16 protein-coding genes are annotated in these 14,020 nt (G+C 72.0%); 7 read left to right on the plus strand and 9 right to left on the minus strand.

Annotation, left to right across the window (positions count from 1 at the left end; translation table 11 throughout):
- The first annotated feature begins 23 nt into the window (after positions 1-23).
- From FR742_RS36480 to FR742_RS36500, 5 genes are all read left to right on the plus strand, one after another.
- The gene (locus tag FR742_RS36480; RefSeq protein WP_261808980.1) at positions 24-755 is read left to right on the plus strand and encodes a phosphatase PAP2 family protein; all 732 of its coding nucleotides are present in this window, start codon (positions 24-26) and stop codon (positions 753-755) included.
- On the plus strand, positions 742-1,425 hold the full coding sequence (locus FR742_RS36485) for a phosphatase PAP2 family protein (protein WP_148035828.1): 684 nt from the start codon (positions 742-744) through the stop codon (positions 1,423-1,425). Before FR742_RS36480 ends, FR742_RS36485 begins: the two co-directional genes overlap by 14 nt.
- Positions 1,426-1,468: 43 nt before the next feature.
- Positions 1,469-2,293, plus strand: coding sequence for an alpha/beta fold hydrolase (locus tag FR742_RS36490; protein ID WP_148035829.1), 825 nt, complete (start codon positions 1,469-1,471; stop codon positions 2,291-2,293).
- Positions 2,294-2,321: 28 nt separating this feature from the next.
- On the plus strand, positions 2,322-2,807 hold the full coding sequence (locus FR742_RS36495; protein ID WP_148035830.1) for an MSMEG_6728 family protein: 486 nt from the start codon (positions 2,322-2,324) through the stop codon (positions 2,805-2,807).
- 132 nt (positions 2,808-2,939) lie between these two features.
- Positions 2,940-4,337, plus strand: a complete 1,398-nt coding sequence (locus tag FR742_RS36500) for an LCP family protein (protein WP_148035831.1) — start codon at positions 2,940-2,942, stop codon at positions 4,335-4,337.
- Here FR742_RS36500 and FR742_RS36505 read toward each other — a convergent pair whose 3' ends face one another.
- The 4 genes from FR742_RS36505 to FR742_RS36520 all read right to left on the minus strand — a co-directional run bounded on the left by FR742_RS36505 (position 4,338) and on the right by FR742_RS36520 (position 6,667).
- Positions 4,338-4,733 (minus strand): hypothetical protein, encoded by a 396-nt coding sequence (locus FR742_RS36505; protein ID WP_148035832.1) that lies wholly within the window; start codon positions 4,731-4,733, stop codon positions 4,338-4,340.
- Entirely contained in the window at positions 4,730-5,104 is a 375-nt protein-coding gene (locus FR742_RS36510) for an SgcJ/EcaC family oxidoreductase (RefSeq protein ID WP_148035833.1), read from the minus strand. The genes FR742_RS36505 and FR742_RS36510 overlap by 4 nt, the downstream gene beginning before the upstream one ends.
- A gap of 108 nt (positions 5,105-5,212) precedes the next feature.
- A complete protein-coding gene (locus FR742_RS36515; protein ID WP_246641318.1) occupies positions 5,213-5,815 on the minus strand; it encodes a PadR family transcriptional regulator in 603 nt (200 codons plus the stop codon).
- Positions 5,816-5,860: 45 nt separating this feature from the next.
- Positions 5,861-6,667, minus strand: coding sequence for an MBL fold metallo-hydrolase (locus FR742_RS36520; RefSeq protein ID WP_148035834.1), 807 nt, complete (start codon positions 6,665-6,667; stop codon positions 5,861-5,863).
- Positions 6,668-6,727: 60 nt separating this feature from the next.
- On the opposite strand from FR742_RS36520, the gene FR742_RS36525 reads away from it, so the two are divergent.
- Positions 6,728-7,159 (plus strand): VOC family protein, encoded by a 432-nt coding sequence (locus tag FR742_RS36525; RefSeq protein ID WP_148035835.1) that lies wholly within the window; start codon positions 6,728-6,730, stop codon positions 7,157-7,159.
- A gap of 61 nt (positions 7,160-7,220) precedes the next feature.
- On the plus strand, positions 7,221-8,411 hold the full coding sequence (locus tag FR742_RS36530; RefSeq protein WP_148035836.1) for a TerC family protein: 1,191 nt from the start codon (positions 7,221-7,223) through the stop codon (positions 8,409-8,411).
- A 4-nt stretch (positions 8,412-8,415) separates the two neighbouring features.
- On the opposite strand, the gene FR742_RS36535 is transcribed toward FR742_RS36530, so the two are convergent.
- The 5 genes from FR742_RS36535 to FR742_RS36555 all read right to left on the minus strand — a co-directional run bounded on the left by FR742_RS36535 (position 8,416) and on the right by FR742_RS36555 (position 14,016).
- A complete protein-coding gene (locus FR742_RS36535) occupies positions 8,416-9,570 on the minus strand; it encodes a sugar MFS transporter (protein ID WP_148035837.1) in 1,155 nt (384 codons plus the stop codon).
- 41 nt (positions 9,571-9,611) lie between these two features.
- Positions 9,612-10,469 carry a PD40 domain-containing protein gene (locus FR742_RS36540; RefSeq protein WP_148035838.1) on the minus strand — a complete coding sequence of 286 codons (858 nt, stop codon included), beginning with the start codon at positions 10,467-10,469 and terminating at the stop codon, positions 9,612-9,614.
- Between the two features lie 77 nt (positions 10,470-10,546).
- Positions 10,547-12,493: a beta-galactosidase gene (locus FR742_RS36545; protein ID WP_222709245.1), complete on the minus strand. Its 1,947-nt coding sequence runs from the start codon at positions 12,491-12,493 to the stop codon at positions 10,547-10,549.
- Between the two features lie 110 nt (positions 12,494-12,603).
- On the minus strand, positions 12,604-12,999 hold the full coding sequence (locus FR742_RS36550) for a nuclear transport factor 2 family protein (protein ID WP_148035839.1): 396 nt from the start codon (positions 12,997-12,999) through the stop codon (positions 12,604-12,606).
- A 60-nt stretch (positions 13,000-13,059) separates the two neighbouring features.
- On the minus strand, positions 13,060-14,016 hold the full coding sequence (locus FR742_RS36555) for an RNA polymerase subunit sigma-70 (RefSeq protein WP_261808981.1): 957 nt from the start codon (positions 14,014-14,016) through the stop codon (positions 13,060-13,062).
- Positions 14,017-14,020: the final 4 nt, after the last annotated feature.

Genomic DNA, 14,020 nt, shown 5'->3' on the forward strand with positions numbered 1-14,020 from the left:
CCGCGAGCCTCATGCGGCGGTGGATGGCGACGCGACTCAGGGGTGAGCACGGGCTGCCCATCAGGTTGACGATCGCGTCGGTCACGGTGGTGACCCTCACGATCCCCTTCATGCTGCTGCTCGTGCTGGCCAAGCTGCCGCTCAACCCGCTGGACGCGCGGGTGGCGCACGACCTGCACGTGTACGCGCGGGCCAACCCTCTGGTGACGGACCTGCTCATCGTGTGGACGGACGTGTTCGGGCCGTGGTCGTGGCGGGCCGTCGTGCTCGTGCTGGCGGTCTGGCTGTGGCGGCGGCGGCGCGAGGGCGCGGCGCTGTGGGCGGTGACCACGATCGTGGTGGGCGGCCTGGTCGGCTGGCTCCTGAAGATCATCGTGGATCGGGCGAGGCCCAGCCTGCCCGATCCGGTGGCGCTCGCCCCGGGCATGGCGTTCCCGTCGGGCCACGCGCTGCACGCGACGCTCGGGGCCGGGATCCTGCTGCTGCTCGCCCTGCCCCATCTGCCCGCGTGGGGACGGGTCGCCGCGTGGGCGGGGGCCGTCTTCATGATCGTGACCGTCTCGTACACGAGGGTGGCGCTGGGCGTGCACTGGGTGAGCGACGTGCTGGGCGGGGTCGTGCTCGGCGTGGCCGTGCTGGCGGCGACGGTGGCCGCGTTCGAGACCTGGCGGCGGCAGCAGGGGCGCAGGCGGGCGTCGCCGCATCTGGAGGGAGTGGAACCCGAGGCGGTGAGGACGGGACATGACCGTTACTGATCTTCGATACTACGCTTTATCCCTGGTCCTGCCGCTGGCGCTGATGGCCGGGGTGACCTTCGCGGCGGGGGAGCTGATCCTCTCCGTGCCCACCGGTGAGGCCGCCGTCAGCGACATGCTGGCCGCCGGGCGGACCGGCCCGTGGAACGCGGCCACCGACTTCGGCAGCAGCCTGTCCGACACCCCGTACATCGTGGCGCTCACCGCGATCTCGGCCCTCGCCTTCCGGTGGGCCTTCGGGCGCTGGCGCGAGTCCGCCTTCCTCGTCGCGGCCGTGTGGAGCCAGTCGCTGATCTTCCTGGCGACGACCGCGGTCATCGACCGGACCAGGCCGGACGTGCCCCACCTCGACCCGGCCCCGCCCACGTCCAGCTTCCCGTCGGGGCACACCAGCGCCGCGGTGGCGTTCTACTGCGGGCTGGCGCTGGTGCTGTCCACGCGGACGCGCCATCCCGTGCTGCGGGCGGCCGTGTGGGTGGTCGCCGTGGGGGCGGCGCTCGCGGTCGCGTTCTCGCGCCTGTACCGGGGGATGCACTTCGTCAGCGACACCGTGTGGGGACTCCTGCTGGGGACCGTGTGCGTCCTGGTGGCGGCCCGGGCGATCCTGTACCGGCCCGCCCCCGCCACGGCGACCCGCCGCCGCGCCATGGACGATCTCCTTACGCCCTAAGGTATTCTCTCGTCGAGAATCCTTTACGGCGTATGGAGATGTCATGCCCGAAGCCAGGCTGCACGACGGCAGCACGATCGAGATCGTGGTGCACGGCGCCGGTCCCACGCTGCTGCTGCCCGTCAACCCCAGGCCCGCCGAAGGAGCGCAGGCCGAGGCGATGCGCGCCTGGGGCGCCGACCCCGCGCTGGGGCGCTCGCTCATGGAAGGGCTCGGCGACCAGGTCCGGGTGGCCACGTTCGACTACGAGGGCCATGTGCTCGCCCACCCGAAGGCCGAGACGCTCACCCCGGACAACGTGGCCGCCGACCTGCTGGCCGTGGCCGACGCCGTGGGAGCCGGCCGGTTCGCCTACTACGGCTACTCCTGGCTCGCCCTCAGCGGGCTGCAGCTCGCGATCCGCACCGACCGGCTCGACGGGCTCGTCATGGGCGGCTACCCCCCCGTCGAGGGCCCGTACGCGGAGATGCTCGACGTGACCAGGGCGACCCTCGCGATGGTGGGGTCGGCGACCGGCAAGGAAGCCACCCCCGGCGACTGGTCGACCGTGGAGGTCGACATGTCGGACGGCCAGGCGAGGCAGTTCGTCACCCTGTACGAGGCGCTCCAGGACTTCGACGACAGGGCCGCGCAGCGCGCGGTCACCTGCCCGAGGCTGTGCTTCGCCGGATCCGCCGACGTGATCGAGTACGACGAGCGGTGGGGCGGCACGCGCGTCGACATCGCCGGGCCGGTCGTCCGCCGCCGGGCCGAGCTGGAGGCGCTCGGCTGGGACGTGGTGGTGCTCGACGGGCTCGACCACGCGCGGGCCATGCAGCCGGCCGCGGTGCTGCCCGTGCTCCGCCCGTGGCTCGCCGCGCACGTGTGAACACCCTGGCCAGGGCAGGGAGACCGCTATGCAGACCTTCCTGCCCTACCCGGACTTCGCCCGCACCGCGGACGTCCTGGACCCGCTCAGGCTGGGCAAGCAACGGGTGGAGTGCCTGCAGGTGCTGCGGGCGCTGACGGTGCCCGGCTACGGCTGGCGGCACCACCCGGTGGTGAAGATGTGGGCCGGGTTCGAGGAGGCGCTGGTGCGCTACGGGCTGGAGGTGTGCCGCCACTGGTGCTCGCTGGGCCGGGCCGACACCTGCGCGGGCACCCTGACGCGGGAGCTGGCCGAGCACTGCGGCACCCCGGCCGCGCGCAGCCAGGCGGAGCTGGCCGGGTCGGGCGAGCTGCCGCCGTGGCTGGGCGACCCCGCCCTGCACCTCAGCCACCGCTCGGCGCTGCTGCGCAAGGACCCGGCGTTCTACCGGCCGATCTTCGGCGACGAGCCGGACGACCTGGAGTACGTGTGGCCGACCTCGGGCCGCCCGCCCGCCTGCATGCCCGACGACTGAGCGGTGACGCTCCGTATACCGGCAGTCGACCGATACGGACACCACACCCGGTCCGTTTCAGTACTATCGTTCGGCCGGACCCACCACGCGCCTAGGGCTGCCACCCGCGGCCCCGTCTCCCTGGGGAGTCTCGTGACCAGCGGGCTCATCGACGCACCCCCGACCTCCAGCTCGCCGCCGCGCCGCCGCTGGCTGCGGCGGCTGGCGGTCGGCGCCGGTGCGACCGTGCTGCTGGTGACGGCCGCCGGAGTGGGCGTCGTGCTCAAGCTCACCGGCAACGTCCGCCACATCGACGTGACCGGCGAGCTGGGCGCCACCCGCCCGCCCAAGGTCGCCATGACCTCCGTGAACGTGCTGATCGTCGGCTCCGACCAGCGCGACGGCAAGAACGCCCGCTACGGCCACCGCATCGAAGGCGAGCGCACCGACACGATCATGCTGGCCCACCTGTCGTCCCGGCGCGACGACGCGGTCGTGGTCAGCTTCCCGCGTGACTCGGTGGTCCGCCTGCCCGCCTGCCGCCCCCGAGAGGGCCACTCCGGCCAGCAGCCGCACGTCGGCATGATCAACGAATCGTTCAACAACGGCGGCATCGCCTGCATCTGGAAGACCGTCGAGTCGCTCACCGGCATCCACATCGACCACTTCGTCAAGGTCGACTTCTCCGGGTTCAAGAGCATGGTCGACGCCATCGGCGGCGTCGAGGTGTGCCTGTCGCGCCGGGTCGACGACGACAAGGCCATGCTCCACCTGCCCGCCGGCCGCCACACGCTCAACGGCGAGCGGGCGCTCGGCTACGTCCGCGCCCGCTACTCCTTCGGCGACGGCTCCGACATCGGGCGGATCCAGCGGCAGCAGCGGTTCATCGCCTCGATGGTGAAGAAGGTGATGAGCGGCGACACGCTCACCGACCCGGCCCGGCTGATCGGCTTCCTCGACGCCGGCACCCGGGCCGTCACCACCGACCCCGACTTCACCCTCGGCGTCATGAAGGACCTGGCCGAGAGCCTCCAGGGCCTGAACGCCGGCCGGATCCGCTTCATCACCACGCCCTGGCACTACTCGACGACCCAGCCGGGCCGCGTCGAGTGGGAGCGCCCGCAGGCCGACCGGCTCTTCCGCATCGTGGCCAGGGACGGCAGCCTCGACGGCGTGCGCGGCGGCCAGACCCGGGTGCCCCGGTCGGAGGTGGCGGTGGAGCTGCGCAACGGCACCTACCGCCGCGGCATCGCCACCGAGGTCGCGGCGGCGCTGGAGCAGCGCGGCTACCACGTCACCCAGGTCGGCGACACCGCGCGCAAGCCGTACCGCAAGTCCGTGATCCTGTACGGGACGAACGGCGAGGCGCGCGTGCCGACACTCGCCCGCGACGTGCGCACGGCCACGCCGCGGGCGGTGCCGGGAGCCCGCACGGCCCGGCTGGTGCTGGTGGTGGGCGACGACTGGCGCGGCCTCAAGCCCCTGGACCCGGCCGACAGCGAGGCGCTCAAGGGCTTCGACGCCACCCACGACACCTGCGCCGCCACCTGATCAGGTCACCCGGGTGCGGGTCCCCAGGTCGGCGCCGAGGCGGGTGAGGGTGTCGGTGAAGGAGCGGCGGGTCTCCTCGGCGAAGCCGGCGAAGAACCGGTTGGCGAGCCCCACGCCCCAGCGCGCCCGCCGGGCGACGTTGTAGACGCGGTGCACCAGCAGCGTCCCCGACGGGTGCGGCGCGAGCGACCACTCGCCGCGGTACCACCAGCCGCCCTGGAACGCGATCACCGAACCGGTGACCTCGACCGTGGACGTGTGGCCCGGCGCGTCCTGGACGGTGAACCGCCCGTGGACGTCCCTGCCGCCGGGCAGGAGAGCCCGTGCCAGGGCGGCGCGCACCTGGGCGGCGGGCGCCTCGACGACGCCCGAAACCTCCGTGACGAGCTTCTTCACGGCCGGCTCACCCGGGTGTTCTGGAAGGAGGCGAACCGCCAGCCCTCCGGCGTCCGGACCGCCGTGTAGGTGAGGACGGAGTCGCGCTCGGGCTCGGGCTCGCCGTCGACGGTGGAGCCGCCGGTGGCGATGACCAGCGCGACCCCGTCGCCGAGCTCCCTGATCGCGGGCTCGCCCCGGCTCTCCAGCTTGATCGGCATCGTGAACAGCTGCCGGTGGGCGTCCTCGATGGCCTGCCGGCCCTTCAGGTTGGCGCCGAAGTAGGTGATGTAGTCGGCGTCCTCGGTGAACAGCGCCGCGTAGGCGGCGGCGTCACCGGCGTTCCAGATCTCGTAGACGCGGTCGAGCAACCGGCGGATCTCAGCGGACATGGCACACTCCCGTGGTCGGCGGCGCCTATCCTGGGACTGCGAGTCTGGACAGGGCAGGCGCCGTGTTCGGATGGGCCGCCGGGGTGTTGGCGCACTCCGGCGGCCGCTTCATTCGTCGAGCAGCTGCTCCATCAGCGACTGTTTGACCGTGCCCGACCAGTCGAGCTCGCCGCGCTCGATGCGGCCGATGACCGTGCGCACCCAGTCGAGCTCGGCGCCGTAGAGGGCGCGGTCACACTCCAGCTCCAGCATGAGCATCTCCGGCAGCCCGTTCTCGGCCAGGGTGGCCAGGTGCGCGTCGATGCCCCCGATCGAGCCCTGGAGTGCGGCCGTGCGGGTGCGCAGCGCCTTGAGCGCGGCCTCCGGAGCCAGCACCCCGATCATCGAGACGGCGGCGACGAACGTGCGCCGGTCGGGCTCCGGCTGCTCCAGCAGCCTGCGCATCCGGACGGTCAGCTCCTGCCTGCCCTCGTCGGTGATCTCGTAGACCGTGCGCTCCGGCCTGCGGCCCTCGCGACCGGTCTCCGCCGGGGTGATCAGCTCGTCCTTGGCCAGCCGGTCCACCGCGTGGTAGAGGCTCCTCGGCAGGCCGGTCACGTAGTCCTTGTGCGTGTCGACGATGAAACGGTGCAGCTCGTAAGGGTGGCTGGCGCGTACCGAGAGCATGGCGAGGACGGTGAGCCCCACCAGGTCGTGGCGTCGCGCCATCATGCCTCCCTTGATAGTGCAATATGCACTATAGCGAAATGCCCGTCTTCAGGGAAGCTCTCCGTCGAGCTGCGCGAAGGCCCTGCCGATCGCGGTACGGGTGACGTCCTCGTCATAGGGGAACTTCCCGATGAGGTCGCGCAGCCCTTCCACGTGGGCGCGGCGGGCCAGCTCGGCCACCACCGACAGCTCCTCGTGCTGCCCGATCACGAAGTCGCGGCCGACGACCGCGCCGTGGCCCGGCACGTACACCTGCTCGCGCATGTCGCGCAGCATCCTGGCCGTGGTGCCGGGCCAGTCGAGCGGGTACGCGTCGCCGAACGCCGGCGGCGCGCCCTCCTCGACCAGGTCGCCCGCGAAGACCACGCCCGCGTCGGGCACGTGCGCCGCGATGTCGCCGGAGGTGTGGCCGAGCCCGAAATGGCGCAGGTGGACGATCCGGCCGCCGATGTCGAGCGTGGCGGCCGTGGTGAAGACGTGGTCGGGAGGCACGATCCGCACCTCCTCCAGCTCCGCCCGCCGTTCCTCGCCGAGCGCGGCCACCACGCCGGCCCGGTGGTGGGCCCCGCGCAGCTCGATCTCCTCGGCGCAGCGGACGTGTCCCCAGATCTCCGCCGGGCCGAACATCGCGTTGCCGAAGTAGTGGTCGAAGTGCGCGTGCGTGTTGACGACCGTCCACGGGCTGCCGGTGACCCGGCGGACTGCGGCGACCAGGTCGGCCGCCTCCCGGTGGGACATCCCCGTGTCGAGGACCAGGCACTGGCCGTCGCCGACCACCAGGCCCACGTTCATGTCATAGGACTCGTGGCGGCGGACGTAAACCTGATCGCCGATTTCCTGCCATGGTTCGTTCATGGTGCGATCCCGGAGCGGCGTACCGAAGTCATGATGAAAAGACCTTATTAGGATCGGCACATGGCGCACGACATCCAGGTGGTCATCGACTCACAGGACCCGCACAATCTGGCCGACTGGTGGGCCGACGCCCTGGGCTGGCAGGTCGAGCGGCAGGACGAGGCGTTCATCCGCCGGCAGATCGTGCAGGGCCACGCCACCGAGGCCGACACCGGGTTCCACAAGGGCGCGCTGGTGTGGAAGGAGGGCACCGCGATCCGCCACCCGGGCGGGCTGGAGCGCGCCCCGCGCGTGCTGTTCCAGCTCGTGCCGGAGCGGAAGAGGGTCAAGAACCGGATCCACCTCGACGTCCGCGCCGGGGCCGGCAGCATCGACGCCGAGGTGGAGCGGCTGGTCGGCAAGGGTGCGAAGGTGCTCCACGAGGGGCGGCAGGGCCCCACCCGGTGGGTGACGATCATCGACCCGGAGGGCAACGAGCTCTGCATCGCCTGATGCGTGAGTTCTCCGGCGAGGGGTAACAGAAGGATCTCTGTCCGGAATCTGGAGGGCCTACGTGGATGTGCCGGCGCTCATATGGTGGCTGACGGTCCTCGGGATCGCCGGCCTCCTGCTGTTCGACTACGTCTTCCACGTACGCAAGGCGCACATCCCCACGCTCAGGGAGGCCGCGGCCTGGTCGGCCGCCTACGTGGGCATCGCCGTCGTGTTCGGGCTCGGCGTGTGGGTCTTCGGCGGCGGCGACATGGGGGCCGAATACTTCGCCGGTTACGTCACGGAGAAGGCGCTCTCGGTCGACAACCTGTTCGTGTTCCTGATCATCATCGCGAGTTTCCGGGTGCCTAGGGCCGACCAGCAGAAGGTGCTGCTGTTCGGCATCACGTTCGCGCTGGTGGCGCGGACCGGGTTCATCTTCCTGGGCGCGACGCTGATCAACACGTTCGCCTGGGTGTTCTACATCTTCGGCCTGATCCTGCTCTTCACCGCCGGACACCTGGTCAGACCGGAGAGCGAGGAGAGCCACAGGGGCGACAACTTCGTGGTCCGCCTGGCCCGGCGCTTCCTGCCGACCTCCGAGCACTACGACGGCGACAAGCTGACCACCGTCGAGAACGGCAGGCGCGTCCTCACGCCGATGCTCCTCGTCATGGTGGCCATCGCCGGCACCGACCTGCTGTTCGCGCTCGACTCCATCCCGGCCATCTTCGGCCTCACCCAGAACGTCTACCTGGTCTTCACCGCCACCGCGTTCTCCCTGCTGGGCCTGCGTCAGCTCTACTTCCTCATCGACGGCCTGCTCGACCGGCTCATCTACCTCTCGTACGGGCTCGCCGCGATCCTCGGGTTCATCGGCGTCAAGCTCTTCCTGCACGCCCTGCACGAGAACAACGTGCCGTTCATCAACGACGGCGAGCCCGTCCCGGTGGTCGAGATCCCCACCGGCCTGTCCCTGATCGTGATCGTCACCCTCCTGGTGATCACCGTCGTCGCCTCGCTGGCCAGCACCAAGGGCCGGGCGCAGAACATGTCCTCGGCCACCCGCCGCTACGCCACGAGGCTCCTGGACGAGGAGTGCTCCCCGGAGGAGTGCGCCTACTTCTACCGCAGGCTCCAGGACGAGGAGGAGGAGCTGCGCAGGCTGCCGGAGAAGTACCGGGCGAAGATCCGCGAGGACGAGCAGCTGATGGACATGCTGCGGCGGGTCCACGAGAAGTACGGGCCCGAGGAGGCCCGCCGGCCGAGGTGAGCGGTCAGCGCGTCCGGGCCATGAGCAGGCGCCAGATCGCCAGCTGGACCAGGGCCAGCGTGAGCGAGAACGGCATGAGCGTCCACACGCCGACGCCTTCGGCGACCGCCCCGGCCAGCCACGGGAACACCGCGCCGCCGACGACCGACACGCCGTTCATGACGCCGATGGCGGTGGGCACCAGCCTGGCCTCCGTGAGGTTCGGCACCACCGCCATCGCGGTCGGGAACACCGGCCCGAGGAAGAACCCGAGCAGCGCCAGCCCCGCGCCCGCCACCAGACCGGCCGGGGCCGCCCAGATCAGCGCCACCGACGCCGCGATCCCGGCCAGGCACGCGTACGCCATGGCCGCCGTGGTCCAGCCGAGCCGGGCGGCGACCGGGCTGATCAGGAACCGCCCGGCGGTCAGCCCCAGCCAGTAGCCGCTCACCATCGGCCCGGCCACCTCGGCGGCCTGGGCGTGCTCGTCCACCAGGAACGTGAACCCCCAGTTGCCCACGGCCGTCTCCAGCCCCACGTACACGGCGAGGAAGGCGCAGGCCAGCACCACCGCGGGCGAGCGCAGCGCCGTGCCGAGCAGCCCGCTACGCGCCCCCTCTTCCTGCGACGCGGCCGCCTCCTTCGGGTACGTGAGCCCGAACGCCACCGTCAGCGGCGCGAACAGCCCGGCCAGGACCAGCCACACGGCGTTCCACGGCGCGAACGTCAGCATCCACGTCGCCAGCAGCGGCCCCACCAGCGCGCCGACGCCGAAGAACGCGTGCAGCCGGTTGAGCAGCGTGGTCGCCGACGGCAGCCCCGCCAGGTACGCGTTGAGCACCGCCTCCAGCAGCCCCGTCCCGTAACCGGCCACCACCTGCACCGCCACGAACACCAGGAACGACGGCCGCGCCCCCAGCACCAACGCCGACAGCACGAACGAGCCCGCGCCCGCCAGCAGCGCCAGCCGCGTCCCGTACCGCTGCACGAGCGTCCCGGACGTCGACCCGGCCAGCAGGTAACCGGCGGAGAAGGTGAAGAACGTGATGCCGATCGTCGCCATGTCGACGCCGTAGTCGGCGATCTGCGTGGGCAGCAGCACCCCCGCGACCCCGGCGCTCACCCCGACCAGGACGAAGGCGACGTACGAGAGGAGGACGGGACCGCGCACGACCGACACGTCCGCCGATGCTACTGGAAGAGATCATCCACCGGCAGGGGTCAGAGCACCTGGAGCAGCGACTGTTCCCTGGCCGCGGACGGCTCGGTCAGCCGCTCGGTGACGCGGCCCCGCCGGTCGAGCACGGCCCAGGTGTTGGCGGCCTGCCCGCGCACCCGCACCACCAGCCGGCCGTCCGCCAAGTAGAAGGCGCCGATCGCCCTCTTCACCGGGATCGGCACCCGGCGCCCGGTGACGGTGTCGACCACCGTCGGCGTGAACCACACCGGCCAGCCGCCGTCACCGCCCGGGTCGTCGGGGCCGAGCGTCCGCACCACCACGTAGCGGCCGCCCGGCGACAGGCTCTGCACATGGTTGGCCAGCTTCACGCCCTTGACCCTGACCGACTTCCCCGTCTTCACGTCGAGGCGGTAGACGCCGTCGGTGGTGCCGGCGTATCCGGCGAGGTAGCGGCCGTCGGGCGACCAGGTCAGGTGGCACACGCCCCGCGTCTTCCCCACAACCTTGGAGGTCCGCCCGTCGGTCACCCGCACCTTCGAGCCCGTCACGTACGCGACCCGCCGGGAGTCGGGCGACCAGGCGGGGGTCAGGCACGGCGTGCCGTCCTGCACCCGGCGTGCCACGGTCGTCACCTTGCCGCCGTCGCGCACCCGCAACGCGCCGCCCGCGACGTAGGCGACCTTCCGCCCGTCGGGCGAGGCCGCGAACTGCACGCTGTTCTTCAGCTCCGCCAGCGTCTTCAGGCCGGAGCCCGGGCGGTGGTGGGCGATCCGGTAGCCGTCGTCGTAGCGGGCGTAGACGGCGGCCCCGCTCACCGGCCCCGTCCGCTCCGCCGCCTGCGCCGGGGGTACGGCGGTGACCACGAGCGCCACGGCGCCCAGCACGCTCACGAACTTCACGACAGCCTCCCGTTGTCCGTCCACGTGTGTAGGACGCCCCGGATCCGCCCGGGGTTCGCGCGTGATCCTCCCACGGGCTATCCGGCGGGCGTGAGCCGGATGATCCGCACCTCACCCGCGGGGAGTTCGCCGGTGAACGGGTCGCCGGTGGCCAGGTCGGTGCCGGTGGCGTCGACCGTCGTGTCCGCGCCCGTGTGGTTGATGGCGAACAGGTAGGCCGGGCCGTCCGGGTGGGCTCGCCGCACCAGCTCGACGCCGGGAGCCGCCGGGGCGGTGACGCCCGCCTCGTCGCAGACCGTGCGGAGCACGGCCGCCAGGTCGTCGCCCGAGAGCACGGTGGTCAGGTAGTGGGCCGTCCCGTCGCCCCAGGCGTTGCGGGTCCAGGCGGGCTCGCCGGTGGCGTACGTGTCGAGCACCTTGGCGGTGGTGGTGTGCGCGGTCTCGGTCCACACGGTCCCGGTGCCGCCGCCCGACAGCGTGACGCTCTCCCCCGGCTCCAGCGGGAAGAACTCCTCCACCGTCACCCCGAACAGGTCGCGCCAGGCGCCCGGGTAGCCGCCGAGCCTGACGCGGTCGTGCTCGTCGACGATGCCGCTGTACGGGCCGGCCAGGGCGGTCCCGCCGGCGGCCACGAAGCGTTCGAGACCGGCGGCGCCGTGGTCGCTGACCAGGTAGAGCGAGGGCGCCAGGACCAGGCGGTAGCCGGACAGGTCGGCTTCCGGGTGGACGACGTCGCAGGTGACGCCCTGCTTCCAGAGCTCGGCGTACCAGCTCTTGATCACCTCGACCGGCTTCAGCTCGGTGGTGGGCTGGGCCGGGTGGTCCTGCGCCCAGACGCTCGCGTGGTCGAGCAGGATCGCGACGTCGGCCTCGACCGTACTGCCCGCCACCTCGGCGGCGGCGCCGAGGAGCGTGCCGAGGGCGGTCACCTCGCGCCAGATCTTCGTGCCGGTGCCGGCGTGCGGGAGCATCGCCGAGTGCCACTTCTCGGCCCCCGCCCTGGACGCCCGCCACTGGAAGAACATGATCGCGTCCGCGCCCCTGGCCAGGTGCTGGACCGAGTTGCGGCGCAGCTCGCCGGGGCGCTTGGCGCGGTTGACCGGCTGCCAGTTGACCGCGCTGGTGGAGTGCTCCATCAGCAGCCAGGGCCGGCCGCCGCCGAGCGAGCGGGCGTAGTCGGCGGCGAACGCCAGGTCGATGTGCGGGTCGGGGCCGATCAGGTAGTGGTCGGTGGAGACGATGTCCACCTCCTTGGCGAAGGACCAGTAGTCCATGTCCCAGTGCGCGCCCGCCATCATGTTCGTGGTGGCCGGCACGTCCGGCGACAGCCCGGCGAGCAGGTCGCGCTCGGCGCGGTAGAGGTCGAGCAGCGCGTCCGAGCTGAACCTGCGGAAGTCGAGCTGCTGCCCCGGGTTGGTGAACGACGGGGTGGCGCGCGGCGGCAGGATCTGCTCCCAGGCGCTGTAGCGCTGCGACCAGAAGGCGGTGCCCCAGGCGTCGTTGAGCGCGTCCAGCGTCCCGTGCCTGCCGCGCAGCCAGGCGCGGAAGGCGTCGGCGGAGGCGTCGCAGTAGCAGCGGGCGTTGTGGCAGCCGTACTCGTTGTGCACGTGCCACAACCTGAGCGCCGGGTGCCCGTGGTAGCGCTCGCCGAGCCGCTCCACCACGCGCAGGGCCTTGTCGCGGTAGATCGGCGAGCTGGGGCAGAAGCCCTGGCGGCTGCCGTGGTGGAGCCGCCGGCCGTCGGCGTCCACCGGGAGCGCCTCGGGGTAGGCGTGGCCGAACCAGGGCGGCGGCGAGGCGGTCGGCGTGGCGAGAAGGGCGCCGATGCCGTTGTCCGCGAGCAGGCCCAGGACCCGGTCCAGCCAGCCGAACTCGAACCTGCCCTCGACCGGCTCCAGCAGCGCCCAGGAGAAGATGCCGACGCTGACCTGGTTGACGCCGGCCTCGCGCATCAGGGCGACGTCCTGGGCCCAGATCTCCTCGGGCCACTGCTCCGGATTCCAGTCGCCGCCATAGCCGATCAAGGCTCCTCCTCCTGTCGGTGCTTCAGAGGAGGATTAAAACGTTCTTCCTTCTACCGCACAAGCCCAGGGGGAAGCCCTCGCTTACGCTCAGGGTTGATGCTTGATTCGATTCAAGCCCCGGCGCCCACCGGGAACGAGTGGTGCTCGTGCGCCACCACCCACCGCCCACCCTCCTTGCGCAGCCCGAACGTGAGCCGGAGCAGGACCTTCGGGTCGTCGTCCGGCATCCCGCAGCGCAGCAGCGCGTACGCGTACGCGACGTCCTCGCCCGCCGTCACCTCCAGCGAGACGATGTCGTACGTGGCCCCCGCCGCCTGCCAGGTGAAGAACTCCGGCCAGGTGCGCCGGTAGGCGTCGATGCCGCGGACCCCCTCGTAGGGCGGCGGCACGTCGAACATGACGATGTCGTCGGCGTGGTCGGCGACCACCCCGTCCAGGTCGCCGGCGTGCGCGGCGCGCGCCCACCGCTCCACGAGTTCCCTGATCCGCTGGTCATCGGTACGCATGAGCTCCGGCCTTTCGTCGGATGGTCTTCTCACCCGTACAACCCGGCCGGACCGGGAAACTCATCGCAGCTCGGCCGGCAACCCGAACGCGGTCAGGTCGGCCTCCAGGAACGACACCACCTCGGCCACCCGCCCGTCCCGCACGGCCAGCACGTCCAGCCCGCCGGGGACGTACGCGGTCCCGTCCCAGCGGTACGTGCCGAACGCGAGCTGACCGTTGGCCCGCGCCGGCACGAACCGCCAGCGCTCCCGGCGCGCCGCCTCCATGAGGAAGCCGCGGACGGCGTCGTGGCCCGCGTACCACTCGATCCGCGGCGGCATCGAGTATCTGATGTCCTCGGTCAGCATCGCCACGATCGCCTCGACGTCGCCCGCCTCCCACGCCGCCGCGTACCGCCTGGCCAGCTCCCGCTGCCCGCCGGCGCCCAGCTCGCGCCGCTGCGTCGTACCGGGCAGCAGGCCGGTCACGGCCTTGCGGGCGCGTTGCAGCGCGCTGTTGGCGGCCGGGACCGTCGTGTCCAGCAGGCCCGCCGTCTCGGCGGCGGTGTAGCCGAGCACGTCGCGCAGCAGCAGGGCGGCCCGCTGCACCGGGGGCAGGTGCTGCAGCGCGGCCACGAACGCCAGCTCCACGCTCTCCAGCTCCACGGCCCGCGCCTCCGGGCCCATCAGCCGGTCCGGGTACGGCTCCAGCCACGCCACCTCGGTCATCCCGGGCCGCAGGTCCGCGGGCAGCTCCCGGCGGCCTCTCCGCTCGGCCAGGGTCAACGCCCGGTTCGTCGCGATCCGGTAGAGCCACGGGCGGAGCGAGCCGTCCCGGTCCTCGAACCGGCCGATGCTCCGCCAGGCCCGGTCGAGCGTCTCCTGCACGGCGTCCTCCGCGTCGTGCGCCGAGCCGAGCATCCGGTAGCAGTGGGCGCGCAGCTCGTCCAGGAACGGGCCGACGAGGCTGCCGAACGCCCTCTCGTCGCCGCCGCGCGCCGCCTCCAGCAACTCGCCGTACTCACCAGACCCGTACACAGCT

It is taken from the genome of Nonomuraea sp. C10, assembly GCF_008017515.1.
Lineage (GTDB): Bacteria > Actinomycetota > Actinomycetes > Streptosporangiales > Streptosporangiaceae > Nonomuraea > Nonomuraea ferruginea.